The sequence below is a fragment of the Streptomyces sp. NPDC055287 genome (genome assembly GCF_053646035.1).
Genome location: NZ_JBSHNE010000074.1, coordinates 1 through 18,103, shown reverse-complemented (window position 1 = coordinate 18,103; position 18,103 = coordinate 1). Strand labels below are relative to the sequence as shown.

Sequence of the window (18,103 nt, the reverse complement as noted above, 5' to 3'; positions counted from 1 at the left end):
GGAGCGAGTAACTCCCACTCCTGATCGTTGAGTTCATGGCGGCGTATCACCCCACCATGATCCACCACCCGACGATCTTTGAAGACGGACCCTAGTGCTGGATTCCGCTTTAGTTGGGTATATGTCCTGGTGGCGGGGCAGTTGCATGTCGGCGAGCTCATGCCCTACGAGGGCGATGGATGGATGCTCCCGCGGTCCGGCGACAGGCTGTGGAGCGAGCACAGAGGCGTGCCAGGTGTTCCAGGACGGGAAGTCGTGCGGAAGGTAGCGTCACTGGACTCCCGTGCGGTCCACGTACAAGGTCGACAGTGAGTGAGGTGATGTTCTGGCTGGTGGTCGGTCGTTCGTCGGCGGCGTGCTTGTTGTCCGCCCCTGACGCCCGAGCATCGAAGTGACCAGCATGCTCTCAGGCTTCCTCGCACAAGCAGATGAAACGGCCGCAGGCTTCGGACCGCCCAGGAACCACCCAGACCTGCGTGACATGGCCCCGTAGACGAGATACAGCCCTCGGGTCACGGAGAAGGGCGCGTTCACCCTTCAATGTCCAGCCACCAGATGAGGTTCGAACAAGGGCGTCGCCACGACCGTGCCGTTCTCGTCGACAGCCGCCAGCCGGTGATCACCAACTGCCTCCCGAACCGATCGACAAAGTCTGTTCCTAGAACATCAACGAAGCCAGCAGGGCCATTTTCGTGCGCCTGGGGTCAGTGCAGCGCCTCGATCGCTTTCACGATCAGTGCGCGGGCCGACGCTCCGTAGACGGCCATGCAGCGCAGTTCCTCGAACGCCTTGAGGTAAATGGCGATTTCTGAGGGCTGCGTTACCGTGACACGCGCGGAGAGCAACTCCACCGAAATAAGAGTGTCGTCGTACATATGGAACGTCACCATCGGCCAGATGCGCCGTTGTCCCGTCGCGGGGACCACGCCCAGCGACACCGCGGGGAGTGCCCCGGCCGTCAGCAGGTATCCGAGCTGGGCGGCCATGGCGTCAGTGTCGCCGATCTGGTGGTGCAGCGCCGTCTCCTCCACCAGGAGAACGAAGCGGTGGCCCGACTCGTGCAGGATTCTGTTGCGCTCAAGGCGCGCGGCGACGGCCCCCGCCACATCGTCGGGGATCTCGCGGAACGCGGTGATCAAGGACATCAAACCGGTGGCGTATCCCTCGGTCTGCAGGACGCCGGGGACGAGGGTGCCGGAGTAGACGCGGAAGACCTTGGCTGCCACGGCGCCAGGCGTCGGGCATCGCGCTGCCAGGCAACGACTTCTGGCTCATCGACGGCCGTTCTCGCATGCATTGCCCCGACTTTGTAGCCAAGGAGGAACTGAGAACCTGGATGGATCTGCCCGTTGTGTCATCCAGGGCGTGGTGACCGGATCGCGGTGAGCAGCAGGGCGATGTCGTCGGCCCTGTAGGAGGAGCCACGGGCGTTGTGCAGAAGCCGGTCGGCGAGTTCGTCCAGTGAGTCCGCACGGGCGTGGGCCAGGGATGCTCGCAGGCGGTCGATGCCCACGTCGATGTCGGTTCCGGGTTCCTCGATCAGGCCGTCGGTGTAGAGGGCGAGGACGGAGCCCGGCGGGAGGGCGATCCGGGTTTCGGGATAGGTGCTCGCGCGCTCCACGCCGAGGACCGGTCCGATGTCCAGGTCAAGGGCATCGGTCGTCCCGTCGGGACGGCGGAGCAGGGGTGGGGGGTGGCCGGCGGTGACGGCGTAGGCGTGGTGGCTGTGTGCTTCGAGGTGGATGTAGCAGCAGCTGGCCAGCAGCCCGGGGTCGAGGTCGAACAGGGTTCGGTTGACGCCCGCCATCGCATCGCCGGGCGTATGCCCTACGGCCGCGAAGGCCCTTACCGCGCTGCGCAATTGGGCCATGGTTGCCGCGGCGGCGATGCTGTGCCCCTCCACGTCTCCGATGACGAGACAGACTCCGCTGTCGGTGGGGATGACGTCGTACCAGTCGCCGCCGATGTCCATTCCGCTGGTGCCGGGCAGATAGCGCACCACGGTATGGATGCCCGGGATTGTCGGGAGCCGGTGCGGCAGGAGCGCCTGCTGCAGGCCGCGCGCGAGGGCGAACTCCGAGTCGTAGAGCCGCGCTCGTTCCAGAGCCTGGGCGATCAGTCCGGCGAGGGCGGTCAGGACGCCGCGGTCCTTCTCGGTGAACGGATGGGTCTCGTCAAAGCCGAGGACGCAGGTGCCGACAGGGTGGCTGGAGGCGATCAGTGGCAGATACGCCCAGGAACTCACCTCGCCCGTGGGGATGCCCGGGTAGCCCCGGGAAAGAGCCTGTTGCGACTCGATGAAGAGCGGAGTGCCGGACGTCAGGGTCTCCGTACCGGGCAGGCGGGCGTGCAGCGGTACGCCCTCCAGCCATTCGAGGAAGTCTTCGTGGCCGCCGGTGTGAAAGAGCAGGTGCATCGTTCCGTCGCGGACCACATAGATTGCCAGCCTCTGGCCTCCGAAGGCAGGCAGGAGCTGGTCGGCGACGACTTCACAGACTTGGTGGGCGGTGACCGCCTCGGTCAGCGCGCTGCCCAGCTGCAGGACGTGATACATGACGCCCAGACGCGCCGGTGCGGTGGCGGTCGCTGTCTCGGGCGGGGAGGCGGATGGTGTCGATGCCGGGGGCGGCTGACCGACAGGCACGACCTGGGCGGTCACCCCGTCCGCCTCCGGGTGGAGGGAGAAGGCGAGCCACCGGTCGGGTGAGCGGCAGGCCACGAAGGAGGCCGGCGCCTGGGAGATCATCGCGGACCGGTGCCGGTACTCGATGTCGGGATCGGACAGCCACGGGAGTGCGTCCCAGAGGATATGGCCCAGCAATTCGTCGGCGGAAACCCCCAACAGCTGCAGGGCGCTGTGGTTGACGTAGGTGACCCGCCCGTCGGGGGCGAGGGAGAACAGTCCGTCCCGCAGCCGCTCGACCGCTGCGACGGCTACCTGGCCGGCGCGGGCGTCCACGACCGCGCCGACCAGGTGGGTACGTGCCCGCGTGTCGTCGGCCTTTGGTACGCGGCCCCACAATTCGACGGTGCGGTACCCCTCGCCGCCGTGCTCGTAGTCCCGCAACCGCAGGCGTCTGCTGGTCCGGCCTTCCACGGCTGCCTCTCGGGCGCAGGACCGGAAAGCGGCAAGATCGCCGGGGTGGAGGCGGGAAGCGAGCGTTTCGGCTCGTCCGTCGAAAGCACTCGGGTCGAGACCGAAGATCGCGCAGAGCTCGTCGTCCGCGATGAAGGCGCCAGAGGCAAAGTCGTATTGGAACAAGCCGACCCGCACGGCCGCTGCCGAGGGAGCCGGGGTTTCGACGGCAATCGTTCCCGGGTCGCATTCCACAGGCTTGCCGGTTCGGGCGCGGAGTGCGGACAGGGAGTCACCAAGTCGGTTGGCGACGCTCCGCAGGTGGCGGCGCTGGGCCTTGGACAGCCCTTCGCTGCCGGGGGATGCCGCCCAGACGATCGCCAGGGATCCGAAGGTCTCCCTGCCTGTGCGCACCGGCACGGAGCAGGAGCCGAAGGCGTACGGGAGAGCCACCGCGAGCTGGGGATACCGGCGCATCGTCTCCTCTGCGTCGGCCAGGTGGACAGTGCGCCCGGAGCTGTACGCCGCGGCAATCGGGATGGGACTGTTCACCGGAATGAGGCGCCAGCCACCGAGCAGGGAGGGCGGTACCCCACACGTCGCGGCGAGCACGACTGACCGGCGATCGCGGGAGCGGAGAAAGATGCTCCCTGCGTAGGCGCTGGTTCCTTCGACGGCTTCGACGACGGCTGCAGCGAGTAGATCCTCACGCTCCGCCGTGTCGCCGACGGTCATTCCGTGCATGTTTCCAGTGTGCGCAGGTCCAGCGCAGGTCGGCCCGGCCGCAGCGGCGACCCAGGGTGACGCACCGCTCGCAGATCGCAGCTCCCCCACGTGAACACCAAGCGGGGAAGCCCAGGTATCCCCCGCCCTCACTGGGGCCTGGGGGCCACAGTGTCTCTGTTTCGGCGGGCATCTGGTGACGTCTGGCGCGTCCCGGCAGGTGTCGTAGGTGGGGTGGAAGCGCGGCGTTCAGCCGCGCCGCGGAGCACTTGGTGGCGTGGCGGGTTATGCGGGCAAGCGGCCGGCGGCTGTTGTCCGGCGAGGGTGGCAGGGGCGGGAACGCGGCGGGCCCGGCACCGTGTCGCGGGTGTCGGGGCCCGGGCCGGGGGTGGGTGTCAGACGGGGTCGGCGATCGGGTCGGGGTGGGTCAGAAGCGGCATGTCGCGGGCGCCCTCGCGGGTGAGGAAGTCGATGCGGTCGCCGTCTTCCAGGCGGCCGCCGGTGAACCCGTCCGGGCTGGGTGTGCCCTGCCACCAGGCGCGCGCCAGGTCGTATGCCTTCGGCTGGGAGGGGGCGCGGACCAGGAACCGGTAGGTGCGGCCCTCGGCGGTCTGCATGAAGAACCGGTAGACGCGGCGGGGGCCGGGAACGCCCCGGTCTCCCCCGGCGGTGAACGCCGTCTTGATGACGTGGCGGCAGTGGTGGGTGTGCAGTGGCGGCCGGCCGGTAGTCCGGTGCTGGTGGGTGTCCACGACTTCGCCGACGCGCAGCTGGGCAAGGCCGTTCCCTATGGGGTCTACGACATCGCAGCCAATAACGGCTGGGTCAACGTCGGCATGATCACGACACCGCCGCGTTCGCGGTGGAGTCAGTCCGCCGCTGGTGGCACGGCCAGGGCGGCAACGCCTACCCGAGGGCGGCGCGGCTTCTGATCACCGCTGACGCGGGCGGCTCCAACGGCTACCGCACCCGGGCCTGGAAACTCGAACTCGCCCGGCTTGCCGCCGAAACCGGTCTCACGATCGCCGTGTGTCACCTGCCTCCGGGAACGTTCCGGGAACGGCGAAGTGGAACAAGCCCACCCAGCGCCTGGTCCACTCGCGAGGGCGGCTCCTGGTACTCGGTGAGACGCCGTCCACGGGCCGTACGTATTCCGGAGTGCGCACTCACCCGGTACTCGGCAGGCTCCACCGAGTCCCCGCACTGGTGGAGGGGCGGTATTTGTAGGCTGCGCTATTCCTCCAGGGCCGGGTAGCACCGTCTCTGCCCATCCGGGTGCGGTTCCTGTCCCGTCACCTTGTTCCTATACGGTGCGCCGGTACATCTGCCGGAGTGTCGTTGGGGAGCGAGTGATGGGCGCGGTTTCGGGGCCTTCGGGCACAAGCGAGTTGAAGCGGCACCTGGGTGTGTTCGACGCCGTGGTGATCGGCCTGGGGTCGATGATCGGGGCGGGGATCTTCGCTGCCCTGGCTCCGGCGGCCGGTGCGGCCGGGTCGGGGCTGCTGCTCGGCTTGGCGCTGGCAGCGGTGGTGGCGTACTGCAACGCGATGTCCTCGGCGCGCCTGGCCGCCCGGTACCCCGCCTCCGGCGGTACCTACGTCTACGGGCGGGAGCGGCTGGGCGAGTTCTGGGGCTACCTCGCCGGATGGGCGTTCGTGGTCGGCAAGACCGCCTCCTGTGCGGCCATGGCGCTGACCGTCGGCTCGTACGTGTGGCCCGGTCAGGCGCACGCCGTCGCGGTCGCCGCCGTGGTGGCGCTGACCGCCGTCAACTATGCCGGGGTACAGAAGTCCGCCTGGCTCACCCGCGTCATCGTCGCCGTGGTCCTGGCCGTGCTGGCCGCAGTGGTGGTCGCCGCAGTCACCTCCGGCGACGCGGACGCGGCCCGGCTCGACATCGGTGACGACGCGACCTTCGGCGGGGTGCTCCAGGCGGCGGGCCTGCTGTTCTTCGCCTTCGCCGGCTATGCCCGCATCGCCACTCTCGGGGAGGAGGTCCGCGACCCGGCCCGCACCATCCCGCGGGCCATCCCGCTTGCCCTCGGCATCGCACTCGTCGTCTACGCGGCCGTAGCCGTCGCCGTCCTGCTCGTGCTGGGCCCGCAGGGGCTGGCGGACACCACCGCTCCGCTGTCGGATGCCGCACGGGCCGCAGGCGCGGACTGGCTGGCGCCGGTCGTACGGGTGGGCGCCGCGGTAGCCGCGCTCGGCTCGCTCCTCGCCCTGATCCTCGGGGTCTCGCGCACGACCCTGGCGATGGCCCGCGACCACCACCTCCCGCATGCCCTGGCCGCCGTCCACCCGAAGTTCCAAGTGCCGCACCGCGCCGAACTCGTGGTCGGCGCCGTAGTGGCCGTACTCGCCGCGTCCACCGACGTACGCGGGGCGATCGGTTTCTCCTCCTTTGGGGTGCTCGCCTACTACGCCATCGCCAACGCGTCCGCCTGGACCCTCGCCCCGGAAGAGGGCCGACCGGTGCGGATCGTCCCGGTCGTCGGGCTGGCAGGCTGCCTTGTCCTCGCCTTCGCCCTGCCGGCCTCGTCGGTGATCTCCGGCGCCGCTGTCCTGGCCGCCGGAGCCGCTGCGTATGCGGTACGTCGCACGGTGACCGCCCGCAGGGGGTGACCACGGCAGAACAGGGATCCGCGGTGGTCAACGGGTGCGGCGGGAGCGGTTCAGAGCCCGCCCGCCCAGGGCAGCGCCGGCCAGCCCCAGCAGCAGGGCCACGTAGGCGCCGCCCAGCCCGTTGCCGGTGCCGAGCCCACCGTCGGCGGTGGCCGCGACCAGCCCGCCGAGGGCCATGCCGATCAGCCCCACGACCACGGCAGCTGTGGCCCCGAGCGACCCGTTGGCGGTGCCGAGGCGACCGGCGGGTCGGGTCAGCGCGAGCACGGCGATGACCACGGCGACCAGCCCCAGCAGCCCACCGGTGGTGGCGCCGAGCCGCCCGAGGCTGAAGTCGGTGACACTGGCGGCGATGGGCTGGACCGAGGCGTGCGCTGCCGCTGGTGTGGCAAGCCCGAGGCCTCCGAGCAGGGCGGCCGGGGCGGCGGCGATCAGGCGACGAGCGGACATCAAGGTGCTCCTTCTCTTCCCACGACTGGATGTGGTCTGAGCATGTCGGCGGGAGCCGCCGCAGGTCGTCCAGCAGCCGCAGGCACTTCGCGCTACCACGGACGCGGCAGGCGCCGCGGAGCTACTGCGTGTGCGGTAGTCGGCCGCTCGTCCGCGAGCGGGATTCGCCCGCGGCAGCCTCCGGCTACGGTGCGCGCATGAGCAATCGACGGTTCCGCGTTCGGGCCGGTGTCAGAGACTGGCTGATCGCCGTCGGTGTGGCGGGGGCGCTGCTGGTCACCGGGCTGTCCGGGCAGCACTCCGCCACCGGCCTTGACCTGCTCGGCTACGCGTTGCTGGTGGTCGGTGGCCTGGCGCTGGCGGCTGGCCGTCGGGCTCCGGTTGCCGTGCTGGCCGTCACCGGGCTGTGCGCGGTGGGGTACCAGGCGGCAGGGTTCGACGTGGCTGCCGTCGCGTTCCTCTTCGCGGTATACGCGGCGGTGCGGGCCGGACACCGCATCGTCACGGTGGCAGCGAGCGTGGCCGTGCTGGCGGCTCTTCCCCTGGCGGCCCTGGTCTCGGGCCTGCACGACACGGGCGAAGCATTTGCGCAGGCCCGCGGCGCCCTTGAGATTGCCTGGCTGATCGCGGCCGGTGCGGCCGGGGAAGCCCTGCGGCAGGCCGAGCGGCGCGCGGACGAAGCCGAGCGCACCCGGGAGGAGACCGCACGGCGCCGCGCCGACGAGGAGCGGCTGCACATCGCGCGGGAGTTGCACGATTCCCTCACCCACCAGATCTCGGTCATCAAGGTGCAGTCCGAAGTGGCCGTCCACGTGGCCCGAAGGCGCGGCGAACAAGTACCGGAGGCCCTGCTGGCGATCCGGGAGGCGGGCCGTGAGGCGGCCCGGGAGCTCCGGGCAACCCTGGAGGCCCTGCGCGACGACGACACGACCCCGCCGCACGGTCTCGACCACCTGCCGGAACTGGTGGAGCGGGCCGGCGGGACGGGTCTGGAGGCCACGCTGACGATCGATGGGCAGTGGCACGATGTACCGGCCGCGGTGGGCCGTACCGTCTACCGGATCGTCCAGGAGTCGCTCACCAACATCGCCCGCCACGCGGACGCGACCAAGGCATCGGTTCGCATCGACTACCGCCCGGACGCCGTCGCCCTCCAGGTCGATGACGACGGCAAGGCCACGCCGGACGCCGCCCCGGTTCCCGGCATGGGACTGCTCGGGATGCGCGAACGCGTCACTGCACTCGGAGGCCGCCTCCGGGCAGCACCGCGCAGCGAGGGCGGCTTCACCGTCCACGCCGAACTCCCCGTGGAGCGAGCCTCGTGATCCGGGTTCTGCTGGTCGACGATCAACCGCTCATCCGCAGCGGATTCCGTGCGCTCCTCGACCTGGAGGACGACATCGAGGTGGTGGCCGAGGCCGCCAATGGCAACGAAGGGCTGGAGCTCGCCAAGGAGCACGTCCCCGACATCGCGCTCATCGACATCCAGATGCCGGTCATGGACGGCATCGAGGCGACCCGGCGCATCGCAGCCGACCCGGCCCTGGCTGGGGTGCACGTCGTCATCCTCACCAACTACGGCCTGGACGAATACGTCTTCAACGCCCTGCGCGCCGGCGCCGCCGGATTCCTCGTCAAGGACATCGTGCCGGAGGATTTTCTGCACGCCGTACGCGTTGCCGCGCGCGGCGACGCCCTGCTCGCGCCCTCGATCACCCGCAAGCTCATCAACCGGTACGTCAGCCAGCCGCTCCCCACCACCACGGGGCCGGCGCTGGAAGAACTGACTAGCCGCGAACGTGAAGCCGTCGTACTGGTCGCGCAGGGCCTGTCCAACGACGAGATCGCGTACCGCATGGTGATCAGCCCGCTGACCGCGAAAACCCACGTCAACCGGGCCATGACCAAGCTCCACGCCCGCGACCGCGCCCAGCTCGTGGTCCTCGCCTACGAATCCGGCCTGGTAACCCCACGCAACTCCTGACATCCACTCAGTAACACCCTGGACCGCATTCGCTGGCTGCCGTTGTCACGAAGGCGCAGGGGGGGCTGGCGGTCACGGGCCGCCAGGTAGTGGGTCCAGCTGTCGTTGGCGTAGCTGGCCCAGCGGTTGGCCGTGCTCGGGTTCACCCCGAACATGTCGGCGACGATGATCGGCGGGAGGTCGGTCACCGCTTCGATCATCGCGGTGTTGCGTGCGGTGAGGACGGGCAGGCCGTGCGTGCGAAGCGCGGCGCCGGCTCCAAGCGGGTTGCGGGAGCGGCCCAGTGCCTGGCCGGGCAGCAGGTAGCCCATGGCGCATCAGCGAGCTGCCAGTCAGCCGGTCCGATGGCTGGCGAGTCGCTGTGGATTGCCTGCTTGCGCGCCTCGGCACAGCCATGGCGCCGAGCCGGGGCGCTGAGCGTGGCAGAGGTGATGCGCACGTCAAAACGCGGACATGACGCGCGGATTGCCGCTCCTGCCGTGGGCGTGACGGCGTGGCGAAGGGTCCGTCAGGGTCGAGGGCTACGTCATCGCCGCGCCAAGAGGCAGCGCGAAGGGGCGGTCTGTTTCAGACGGTAACGGCATCGACGCCCGCACCGACACCCCCGTACGTACAGATCGCCGACCGCTACGGCGACGCGGTCAGCCGCGGTCTCCAGCACGCCTACGACGACAGCATCACCTCCGCCCATCTGCACCGCCACGGCGCGAAGGAGGCCGGGAAAGAGGATGAGAACGGTCCGGGGTAACCCTCAGCAGGGTCAAGCAGGCCTTGTCTGCTCCCCGCGCACGTGGGGATGGTCCTGCCCAGGTCAGAGCCCAGGGCATTTAACTCAGGGCCGGCTGGAGAGGAGGAAGGTCGGCGGTGGCGGTGGCGATGGCGATGGCGATGGCGATGGCGATGGCGTGAATATCCCTGAAAGTGTCCCTCCATGCTTCGCGTCATTTCCCCGGCGGAAATCATCGACCATGACCGCGTCGACGCCCTCATCCGTGTCCAAGGGCCACAACGGGGTATCGCCGGTCGCCCCAGCAGTGTCAGCACACCTCCGCAACCGCGGTCCCATAGGCCAGACGGCCGGGACGGGGGTTGGGCTGTTCTTCGTCAACGGGCGACATCCCGCATGACCGCGTGCCAGTTGCTGGCGCACCGACGTGACCGCGGTGGACACGGCGGCTGCCACGCTCTGGGCCAAGTCACCGCGCGGCGATGAGAGACTCGTTGGAGCTGGGGGTCAGCCCGACATCCAGGCTCGGCACGCCCGGATGCCACACGGCGAGCTCGATCGCGGCCGCGAGCTCTACGGCACCGCCCTGGACGGGCAGGACCGGGACGCGGTCCTGGTCGGTGACCATAAAACCGATGGCAGGCGCCGGCGGGTAGTCGCCCACGGACTCGGTGCGCAGCAGCACAGTCTCAAGTGGCGCTCCGATCGAGGGGCCCGGCGCAGGCATGGTGCGCGGAAAGTGCAGGGCAACGAGCGCGGTGCCAGGCGACGTCGCGCACCTGGTCGGGCCGACGGTGGTCGGCCAGGCGGCCAGGGCGGTGCCGGCCGCGATGCGCGGGTGGCGTCAAGGAGGCGCTGTGCAGGGTAGCTGCCAGCCGCCTCAGCGGAGAGGACGTGATCGGTGAGAACTGTGCGAGCTCACCTGGGGAAGCAGGTCGGTGTCGAGGAGCACGGTATCGGCGCTGCTGGGATCCGGAAGTAGCGCGGCGCGCGTGCCAGGCGCAGAGACGGGGCCTCTTGCCGGTCACGGCGGGCACGGGTGGGAGTTGAACTCCGCAGCGACTTGCCAGATGGTGGCGCCGCGGTCGCTGGGGAGAGCACCGTGGTCTGGGCAGCGGCCGCAGCGCCGCCCCTGCGTTGTGCCACCAGGAGTTGCCCAGGTCGAGCAGCCAGGCGCGCAGGGTGCCTTCCAGGGAGGCGGCGCTCTCGCAGCGGCGGACGAAGGCCTGCGCCGTACTGATGCTGCCGCCTGGCGGCGCTCATCCTTAAGATGCCAACCGCAGGGCCGAGGCGCCCTTACCGAGACGACCGAGAGCCCCTCTTTTGCGACACCTCACGAGCGAGGTTTGGCAGGGTGACGGAGCTGAGTCATGCCTCGCGTGTGGCCTATGATCATTTTGCGCACACGGGGGAATATCAAGACATCAGCGCGAAAGTGGCATCTGGTTGCTGCTTGCCCCCAGTTTGGTGCGCGGAACCCCTCACACTGATCGAGGCTTGATGAAGCGCTACTGGAAGTTAAGGCTCGTTGCCCTGGCGACGACACTGGCACTCGTGCTGGCAGGGGCGCCAACGCGGCGGTCGCCTCCGCTCCTGCCAAGAAGACGTCCCTGACCACATGTGACAACACGCCGCTCGCGCAGCGCCTGACCTGTCTGGCCGAACTCGGCAGGGTCTCCATATACGGGATACCTGTGGTCCTCATCGTCGCGCATGCGACCGTCCAAGCGACATCTGGACGCGGCAAACCCGCAGTGGGCGATGACGTCACCAAGCACATCCACCAGTACGTGGATCTCCTCGTGGCGGCCGGGAAGCTGCGGTCGAGCGACAAGGTTTCGCCGGAAGCAAAAGCGGAGATCGCCCGCCTGGAACGGGAAGCTGAGAAGAAGTTTCAGTCCATCAGCCTTGACTTGGGCCACGCAGTCGAGACGGCGGTGGGCCTCAGTCGGGCTGTCTACTACGGCACCATGGCGGTCGCTGGCATCGCTGACTTCATCGCCGACCCCGAGCTCCATCAGGCCCTGGATGACATGAACAAGGGCTTCGCGCAGATGGACGCTGCCCTCAACGGCATGAACGCAGGCGTCAAGCAGGTCAATAGCGGCCTGGCGCAGGCGAACAAGGGTATCGCCAAGGCCAACAAGGGGATGGACGAACTCAACGAGGGGATCGCTCAAGCCAACAGGGGAATGGACCAAGCGAACGAGGGCGTCGCGAAGGCCAACAAGGCAATGGCTGCGGTCAACAAGGCTGTCCCAGGAATCGCAGCAGGGGCTCAGAAGCTGAGGGAGCTGCCCAGCTTCAAGGATCTGGACCTCTCAGCCCTCAAGGACATCACCAGCGGGGTATCCCCCCTGGAGGACAAGGTCATTCAGGCGAAAGCCTCCGCACTCCTCGACCTGGTGCCCGGGATCGGGGACGGCAAGGGAATCATCGAGGCCATCACCGGCAAGGGTATGGCTACTGGCGAACGCCTGACGCCGACGGACCGGCTCCTCGGGTCTGTGGTGCTCCTGCGGTGGATGAAGGCCGGCAAGGGGCTCATCAAGGCCGACGAGCTGACCGACGCCATGAAGGCCGAGAAGGCCACCGGAAAGATCGATGGGTGGATGGCGCGCGAGGCATACGACAAGGTGCCGGCTTCGCTGAAAGATTTCGAACAGCTCAACAACAAGGGTATCGGGTACCGCTGGAACGACGGCAAGGGCAATGGCGTCAGGATCGATCAAGGAGAACGCCCGCGCGTCACATATTCCCTTGGAAGAGTGGCTGAAGTGGAAGGAGTGGAACAAGCCGTGACGGTTGAGCGGGTCAAGCTGCCCGAGATGCGCGCCGAGATCATTAGCGCGCTCCGCGCCCTGTCGGACACTGGCTACCAAAAACGGGTCTGGATCGATCGGGACTACCCGCATCCGGACTACTACGACGACTTCACACTCAATGTGAATGTCCTCTACGACGACACCACCGTTCTGGCTGACCCCGAGGCCGCCCTGGGGTACACCCTCACCTCCGAGGCCGAGGTACGGGTGATGAAAACGCTGGCAGACGTACTGGGCAACACGCTGAGCCAAGTCGGACGGGAAGCGACCGACGCAGAGTTCCTTGCCTCCCCCTGCTGGCCGCAGGTAGTCGCCACAGCCACAAGGGCCCTCAGCGTCCTCACTGGCTCCTCCTCAGATGCGGGTACATCGCTCGCGTGAGACGCAGGTGAGCGGCGGGCGGCGGGCGGCAACAGTCCCCGGGGAGGTGGTCGCAATGCTGCGGCCATCTCTCCGGCGGGCACGTCAGCGGCGGGTCATTCGTAGAGCACGCACCCGAGTGAGTACAGGTCGGAGCGGTGGTCGAAGGTGCCGGACAGTGCTTCGGGTACGTAGGCCGGGGTGCCGATCAGGACACCGGTGGTGGTGCCTTCCGCTGGCCGTCGTGCCCTTGGTGATACCGAAGTCCACGACCGTCGCCTTGCCGTTGGACCTGATCATGATGTTGGACGGTTTGATGTCCCGGTGCGTCAGGCCCGCGTCGTGGGCGGCCTCCAGGGCGTCCGCGACGCAGGCAGTGACGTACAGGGCCTTGGCCATGGGCAGACTCCCGGCGTCCAGGGCGGCGCTGAGCGGTCTTCCGGGCAGGAGCTCCATCACCAGGTAGGCGCACGTCTGCCCGTTGTGCGTCGTGGAGCCGAAGTCGTGGACGGTGACGATGTTCGGGTGGGCGAGGCCGTTGCTGCCGCCGGCGCGGGGCGTCCGCAAGGCGGTGGGGTCGCGAACATCGATGATGAGGCGGTTTCCGCGGCGACCATCTACGTGCTGGTCAGCGGCTGCGCCTGGCGTTCCTGCCGCCGTGCTTCGGAGCAACCGTGCAATCCGCCGTCTCGTGCAAGAGCCGACCCCCGCATACGCGGAGGCTGTCCAGCGGTGGGGGCGCAGCCGGGGCTCTACGGCCACACGACCTGGTCGTCTCGAACCACCAAGGGCTCGTACCGGTCCGACTCGCAGAACCTGGTCCAGCCCAGGTGGACCGTACCGGAGGAACGGTGCCGGTCATCGGCTTTGGTAGCCAGCCACCTGAGCAGTTCACCAGTGCGGTCGAACTCATCCGGGTGGATCTCCTGCCGAACGGTCAGGGCCCATGACCCGTGACGGGCGTCCTCAGGGCGCAGAAGCACCGACACGAGTGCTCCGTCTACCTTCCATGCCTCGCCGTGTCGGCCAAGCAGAGGAACAGGATGGTCCTCTGTGACGAGCTCGCCGCAGTCGTCCTCCACCACGATCGGAAACGCGGGCACGAGGCGGAGAGTCTTCGGCTTGTCGCCCAGCCCGAGATGCCACCGAAGCTCTGCGACCTCTTCGTCCAACAGACTGTCCCGCAAGTTCAGGACGATTGAGAGCTCAAAGATGTCAGCCATAGCGGCAAGCTATCGCCGTTGTATGACACTTCCACCAGCGATGTAGCCCCCGGCTGCTCAGAGGTAGGCAGCTGGCCGATGACGCCCGCAGCGGGCACTGCTGGGCGCCCGCCTCGCGCGCTGTAGGATCTCGCGGCCCGTGACATAGGCCGTCGCCCTGACCAGGGGCTCTCTGGGCTGTCTCAGCCCGTTTCCCCGTCTGGTGTCTCAGGCTCGTGGCATTTCTTCAGGGTCGACTTCGGCAGTCGACCAGCTGCTTCTGCCCACTCACGCTGGGCTGGTGCCCGCTCCATGCGGCTTGCGATGTCCGTCTTGAACGTGGCGTCCAAGGTCTCCGGGAGCTTGCTGAACGTGGCGGGGAGCACGTCGAGCAGGCTCAAGAACTGCTCGCCGCTCGGGGCCGTCAGCAGCAGTTCGCATCTCCAGTGCGGCGACACCTCGGGGCGGTGACGGAGGTGATGCACGAGTGCGGGGAACAAGTAGTGCGTCGCTCCGGGAGCGAGGTGGTCCCGAAGCCAGTCGACCGGAAGCCGCTGGCTGAAGCCGTATGCACCGGCCTCCCTCTCCAGGTCGAGGAGCTGTTCGGTGTCGACTGCCCGGATCGTGCGGGGAAGAGTTGGGGCCATGCCGTGATGATGCCCAGAGCCGGGCTGCGATCTGCCGACGGGCAGGGCCCCAGACTTCCTCAAACTCGTCGGAGGTCAGTTGCTCCGGGTCAGCAGCCCGGGTCATCGAGCTCAAGCGCCGCCGGGTGAACCGCAGAACCGGGAAGATCAGCACGCCGAACCACGCCTCCGCGGGCTGATCCCAGGGGCCCTTGTCTGCAGCCACCGCTTGCGGCTCCTTCGCGTGCGCGCGCCTCTGGGGGCGTTCACCCGCCCGTTGCCGCGCCCGGTCGCAGGTCGGGGTGTTGCTCGGTCAGCCGATCCGGCGACATCCCCGGGCTTTCCTCAGGCACGAAGCCATGAGCGGCTTCCGGCAACGACGCTACGAACCCGCCCTCGTAGCCCGCGTCCCACCACAGGGGGCACCTGCGCTGTAGCCCCGAGACGGTACGGGGGCCAGGCCCCCGATACGTCGCCGTGTCACCCTCGTCCCCCTGGGGAGCTACATCGGATATGGCTCTCCAGCAGGATGCTGACCAGGAAGTTCCGCCGTAGCGTCGCTCTGGCGACCATCTGGAAGGGAAGTGTCATGGGCGTGCAGAAACCGATCTGCCCAGCCGCGCCGGGGTCTGCTGGCCATCCGGCTCGCACGCTCCTGTGGATGCCGCTTGCGCCTGCCCCGGAGCGGCACGCACCTGTTCGGCCTTCGGCCGTGCACCGTGAGCCCGGGCTCGGGCCCGGGCCCGGCACGATTGCTGCACGCCTGACTTGCGGACCCCACCGGAGTACTCACGATGTCCGACAATGATCGCGTGCCTGAGACGACCGTCCCCACGGCGGACCGCCCCACCCTCCCTTACACGGTCAACACGGCTACTGGCCTGCGCATCTTGCGAGCCGACCTGGTCACCACATGCGCCCGTCCCATGCCACCGCTGGCCTGGCCCCGCTGGCTGCGCTGGCTGCCCCACATCCTGGTGTGCCTCACCGCAACCCTGATGGCCGCGGCGGCCGACATGACGGCCCCGGTCATGGGAATCGCGGATGCGGCCACGCTGGTGGTCGCACTGCGGTGGCCGGCACCCGCCTGGTGGCTGTCGATGGCAGTCCTCACCGGCATCACGCTGGAGTATCCGCCTGCCCAAGACGGGCAGCTTTACGTGTGGATGGTGCACGCGGGCGTCCTCTTCCTCCTCACGCTGCGGGTGTACTTGTTGTCCGCAGTCACCGCGGCGGTACTGAGCGCCCTGCTGGCTGTGATCCTGAAGCTGTCCGGCTGCGCTGTCGACTCATGGAAGGTGATCGTCGGGGCGCTTTCGTTGTTCGGTCTGGCCGTGCTCATCGGTGCCGTGGCCCGCGGCCGCCGCCAGGACCATTCACGCCTCACCAAGCAGATCGCCGCCACCGCCCAAGAACGGGCGCTGCGCACCGTCCTGGAGGAACGCACCCGGATCGCGCGCGAGTTGCATGACGTCGTGGCCCACCACATGTCGCTCATCTCCATCCAGGCCGATGCCGCGCCCTACCGGGTGCAGAACCCCCCACCGGAGCTGGTCACCGAGCTGGCCTCGATCCGCACCACCGCGCTGGAGGGGCTGGCTGAACTGAGTCACTTGCTTGGCCTGCTGCGATCGGATGCCGACGACAGCACGACCGGCACCAGCCCGCAGCCCTCCCTCGCACAGCTCGATGCGCTCCTCGGCAGCGTGCGCGCCGCCGGTCTGCACGCCACCATCCGGATCGAAGGCACGGTCCGCCCGCTGTCGCCGGGCGTGGAACTGTCGGCCTACCGCATCATTCAGGAAGCCCTCAGCAACGTCCTGCGCCATGCCCCCGGAGCCGGGACAAGCATCGAACTCACCTATACGCGGGACGCTCTGTGCCTGCGCGTCCTCAACGGCCCTGCCACGCTTCCGGCCGGCACCTCGCCCGGATCCGGGCACGGCCTCACCGGCATGCGGGAGCGCACCGCGATGCTCGGCGGCGACTTGGCCATCGGCCCCACCACCGACGGCGGATACGAGGTCACCGCCACCCTGCCCGACCCCGCCTCGCCCGCCACCAGCAAGGAGATCGACCAGTGGCCATCCGCGTAGTCATCGCCGACGACCAGGCCATGGTCCGGGAAGCCTTCTCCATCCTGCTCGGCGCCCAGCCCGACATCGAAGTCGTCGCCACCGCCGAAGACGGCGCTCAGGCCGTCGAGCGGGCCGGAGAACTGACACCCGACGTGATCGTGATGGACATCCGGATGCCGGGCATGGACGGCATCGAGGCCACCCGCCAGATCGCCTCCCGCCCTGGCACAGCAACGAAGATCCTCATCCTGACCACCTTCAACCTCGACGAATATGTGTACGAGGCGCTGCGCTCTGGGGCTTCCGGATTTCTCCTCAAAAGCGCCTCCGGAGTCCAGCTCGCGGAAGCCGTACGAGTACTGGCCCGGGGCGAAGCCCTTCTGGCCCCGGACATCACCAAACGGCTCATCGCGGAGTTCTCCCGTGTGAGCCCCGCCGCCAAGCGGCCGACCGGGGTGCGCGTCGACGCCCTCACCAACCGCGAGACCGAAGTCCTCGCACACGTGGCCCAGGGCCTGTCCAACGCCGAAATCGCCCAGAAACTGGTCGTTTCCGAAGAGACGGTCAAGACCCACTTCGGCCGCATCCTACGCAAACTGCAACTACGCGACCGCACCCAGGCCGCCATCTTCGCCTACGAAACCGGCCTGATCACCCCCGGCAACGCCGCCCGCTGAAAACGCCGCATTGCCCCGTGCGCACCCCTACACGCCCACGCCATCCCGGATCCAGGCCCCACCCGCGCATGGGTGATGGGAACCGGCGGAATTTCAGCGGGATCTAGCGAGGAGCCCCGGCCCTTCAGGGCCGGGAGGAATCGCTTCTCTGGACTGCTCTGACCCGTACCGGAGCACGGGTATGCACTGTTGCCCTCAGCCGGGTCGCTTCTGGTTCTCGATGTACTCCTTCACCACCGCGAGCGGGGCACCGCCGCAGGAGGCCGCGAAGTAGAGACGGGGACCAGAAGTGTGAGCCCCACAGGTACTTGCGGATGTGCTCGGGGAATTCCTGCCGGAGGCGACGGGCCGACACGCCTTTGAGTGAGCCGACCAGCCGGGAGAGGGCAACCTTCGGTGGGTAGTGCACCAGGAGGTGCACGTGATCGCATTCGCCGTTGAACTCGACGAGCTCTGCCTCGAAATCGGCGCAGACGGCCCGCATGACTTCCTCACAGCGGCGCAGGATCTCGTGCGTGAACGGCCCGCGCCGGTATTTGGGTGTGAAGACCAAGTGCGCGTGGAGGGTATAGACGACCGAACGGCCCTGCGGATATTGGGGTTTGACTCCCAGCGTGGTGACATAGATCAATGCTACGGTCACGGGTATGAAAATCGTGACGCAGGTGAAGCTGCTGCCGGAGGCCGAGCAGGCCGCCGCGCTGTCGGCGACCCTGCGTACGGTGAACGAAGCCGCGTGCTGGGTGTCCGG

Annotated in this window: 14 protein-coding genes and 4 pseudogenes; 8 read left to right on the top strand and 10 right to left on the bottom strand. The window is 68.4% G+C overall.

What is annotated here, in order from left to right:
- Positions 1 to 704: 704 nt before the first annotated feature.
- A pseudogene (locus tag ACWIHY_RS38500) lies at positions 705 to 1,223 on the bottom strand (DUF5753 domain-containing protein); the annotation flags it as partial.
- On the opposite strand from ACWIHY_RS38500, the pseudogene ACWIHY_RS38495 reads away from it, so the two are divergent.
- Positions 1,217 to 1,285 (top strand): annotated as a pseudogene (locus ACWIHY_RS38495) (DUF6879 family protein); the annotation flags it as partial. The pseudogenes ACWIHY_RS38500 and ACWIHY_RS38495 overlap by 7 nt on opposite strands.
- Before the next feature lie 69 nt (positions 1,286 to 1,354).
- On the opposite strand, the gene ACWIHY_RS38490 reads toward ACWIHY_RS38495, so the two are convergent.
- The gene (locus ACWIHY_RS38490) at positions 1,355 to 3,820 is read right to left on the bottom strand and encodes a SpoIIE family protein phosphatase (protein WP_454381308.1); all 2,466 of its coding nucleotides are present in this window, start codon (positions 3,818 to 3,820) and stop codon (positions 1,355 to 1,357) included.
- A gap of 374 nt (positions 3,821 to 4,194) precedes the next feature.
- Positions 4,195 to 4,551 (bottom strand): hypothetical protein, encoded by a 357-nt coding sequence (locus tag ACWIHY_RS38485; protein WP_454381310.1) that lies wholly within the window; start codon positions 4,549 to 4,551, stop codon positions 4,195 to 4,197.
- Between ACWIHY_RS38485 and ACWIHY_RS38480 the strand changes: the two are divergent.
- Positions 4,504 to 4,850 (top strand): annotated as a pseudogene (locus ACWIHY_RS38480) (ISAzo13-like element transposase-related protein); the annotation flags it as partial. The gene ACWIHY_RS38485 and the pseudogene ACWIHY_RS38480 overlap by 48 nt on opposite strands.
- Positions 4,851 to 5,151: 301 nt before the next feature.
- Positions 5,152 to 6,423 carry an APC family permease gene (locus ACWIHY_RS38475; RefSeq protein WP_454381307.1) on the top strand — a complete coding sequence of 424 codons (1,272 nt, stop codon included), beginning with the start codon at positions 5,152 to 5,154 and terminating at the stop codon, positions 6,421 to 6,423.
- Positions 6,424 to 6,450: 27 nt separating this feature from the next.
- Here ACWIHY_RS38475 and ACWIHY_RS38470 read toward each other — a convergent pair whose 3' ends face one another.
- On the bottom strand, positions 6,451 to 6,873 hold the full coding sequence (locus ACWIHY_RS38470) for a DUF6223 family protein (protein WP_454381306.1): 423 nt from the start codon (positions 6,871 to 6,873) through the stop codon (positions 6,451 to 6,453).
- Positions 6,874 to 7,070: 197 nt separating this feature from the next.
- Here ACWIHY_RS38470 and ACWIHY_RS38465 point away from each other — a divergent pair, with 197 nt between their 5' ends.
- Positions 7,071 to 8,198 (top strand): sensor histidine kinase, encoded by a 1,128-nt coding sequence (locus ACWIHY_RS38465; protein ID WP_454381305.1) that lies wholly within the window; start codon positions 7,071 to 7,073, stop codon positions 8,196 to 8,198.
- A complete protein-coding gene (locus ACWIHY_RS38460) occupies positions 8,195 to 8,857 on the top strand; it encodes a response regulator (RefSeq protein WP_454381304.1) in 663 nt (220 codons plus the stop codon). The genes ACWIHY_RS38465 and ACWIHY_RS38460 overlap by 4 nt, the downstream gene beginning before the upstream one ends.
- On the opposite strand, the gene ACWIHY_RS38455 is transcribed toward ACWIHY_RS38460, so the two are convergent.
- Positions 8,821 to 9,168 carry a hypothetical protein gene (locus ACWIHY_RS38455; RefSeq protein ID WP_454381303.1) on the bottom strand — a complete coding sequence of 116 codons (348 nt, stop codon included), beginning with the start codon at positions 9,166 to 9,168 and terminating at the stop codon, positions 8,821 to 8,823. The genes ACWIHY_RS38460 and ACWIHY_RS38455 overlap by 37 nt on opposite strands.
- A gap of 885 nt (positions 9,169 to 10,053) precedes the next feature.
- Entirely contained in the window at positions 10,054 to 10,311 is a 258-nt protein-coding gene (locus ACWIHY_RS38450) for a hypothetical protein (protein ID WP_454381302.1), read from the bottom strand.
- A 967-nt stretch (positions 10,312 to 11,278) separates the two neighbouring features.
- Here ACWIHY_RS38450 and ACWIHY_RS38445 point away from each other — a divergent pair.
- On the top strand, positions 11,279 to 12,790 hold the full coding sequence (locus ACWIHY_RS38445) for an SCO4402 family protein (RefSeq protein ID WP_454381301.1): 1,512 nt from the start codon (positions 11,279 to 11,281) through the stop codon (positions 12,788 to 12,790).
- A gap of 84 nt (positions 12,791 to 12,874) precedes the next feature.
- Here ACWIHY_RS38445 and ACWIHY_RS38440 read toward each other — a convergent pair whose 3' ends face one another.
- From ACWIHY_RS38440 to ACWIHY_RS38430, 3 genes are all read right to left on the bottom strand, one after another.
- A complete protein-coding gene (locus tag ACWIHY_RS38440; protein WP_454381300.1) occupies positions 12,875 to 13,336 on the bottom strand; it encodes a protein kinase domain-containing protein in 462 nt (153 codons plus the stop codon).
- Between the two features lie 185 nt (positions 13,337 to 13,521).
- Complete coding sequence (locus ACWIHY_RS38435) at positions 13,522 to 13,992, bottom strand: hypothetical protein (RefSeq protein ID WP_454381298.1); 471 nt, start codon at positions 13,990 to 13,992, stop codon at positions 13,522 to 13,524.
- Between the two features lie 182 nt (positions 13,993 to 14,174).
- Positions 14,175 to 14,618, bottom strand: coding sequence for a hypothetical protein (locus ACWIHY_RS38430; protein ID WP_454381296.1), 444 nt, complete (start codon positions 14,616 to 14,618; stop codon positions 14,175 to 14,177).
- 791 nt (positions 14,619 to 15,409) lie between these two features.
- Between ACWIHY_RS38430 and ACWIHY_RS38425 the strand changes: the two genes are divergently transcribed.
- Together ACWIHY_RS38425 and ACWIHY_RS38420 are read left to right on the top strand one after the other, a co-directional pair.
- Positions 15,410 to 16,693, top strand: a complete 1,284-nt coding sequence (locus ACWIHY_RS38425) for a sensor histidine kinase (RefSeq protein WP_454381295.1) — start codon at positions 15,410 to 15,412, stop codon at positions 16,691 to 16,693.
- A gap of 20 nt (positions 16,694 to 16,713) precedes the next feature.
- On the top strand, positions 16,714 to 17,352 hold the full coding sequence (locus ACWIHY_RS38420) for a response regulator (RefSeq protein WP_454381309.1): 639 nt from the start codon (positions 16,714 to 16,716) through the stop codon (positions 17,350 to 17,352).
- Positions 17,353 to 17,547: 195 nt separating this feature from the next.
- Here the strand turns inward: ACWIHY_RS38420 and tnpA are convergent.
- Positions 17,548 to 17,965: pseudogene (gene tnpA, locus ACWIHY_RS38415) on the bottom strand (IS200/IS605 family transposase).
- Positions 17,966 to 18,103: the final 138 nt, after the last annotated feature.

What these genes read in the sequence shown, in the direction of transcription:
- ACWIHY_RS38490 (WP_454381308.1), bottom strand. Translation starts at nt 3,820, where the DNA reads ATGCACGGAATGACCGTCGGCGACACGGCGGAGCGTGAGGATCTACTC.
- ACWIHY_RS38475 (WP_454381307.1), top strand. Translation starts at nt 5,152, where the DNA reads ATGGGCGCGGTTTCGGGGCCTTCGGGCACAAGCGAGTTGAAGCGGCAC.
- ACWIHY_RS38470 (WP_454381306.1), bottom strand. Translation starts at nt 6,873, where the DNA reads ATGTCCGCTCGTCGCCTGATCGCCGCCGCCCCGGCCGCCCTGCTCGGA.
- ACWIHY_RS38465 (WP_454381305.1), top strand. Translation starts at nt 7,071, where the DNA reads ATGAGCAATCGACGGTTCCGCGTTCGGGCCGGTGTCAGAGACTGGCTG.
- ACWIHY_RS38455 (WP_454381303.1), bottom strand. Translation starts at nt 9,168, where the DNA reads ATGGGCTACCTGCTGCCCGGCCAGGCACTGGGCCGCTCCCGCAACCCG.
- ACWIHY_RS38450 (WP_454381302.1), bottom strand. Translation starts at nt 10,311, where the DNA reads ATGCCTGCGCCGGGCCCCTCGATCGGAGCGCCACTTGAGACTGTGCTG.
- ACWIHY_RS38435 (WP_454381298.1), bottom strand. Translation starts at nt 13,992, where the DNA reads ATGGCTGACATCTTTGAGCTCTCAATCGTCCTGAACTTGCGGGACAGT.
- ACWIHY_RS38430 (WP_454381296.1), bottom strand. Translation starts at nt 14,618, where the DNA reads ATGGCCCCAACTCTTCCCCGCACGATCCGGGCAGTCGACACCGAACAG.
- ACWIHY_RS38420 (WP_454381309.1), top strand. Translation starts at nt 16,714, where the DNA reads ATGGTCCGGGAAGCCTTCTCCATCCTGCTCGGCGCCCAGCCCGACATC.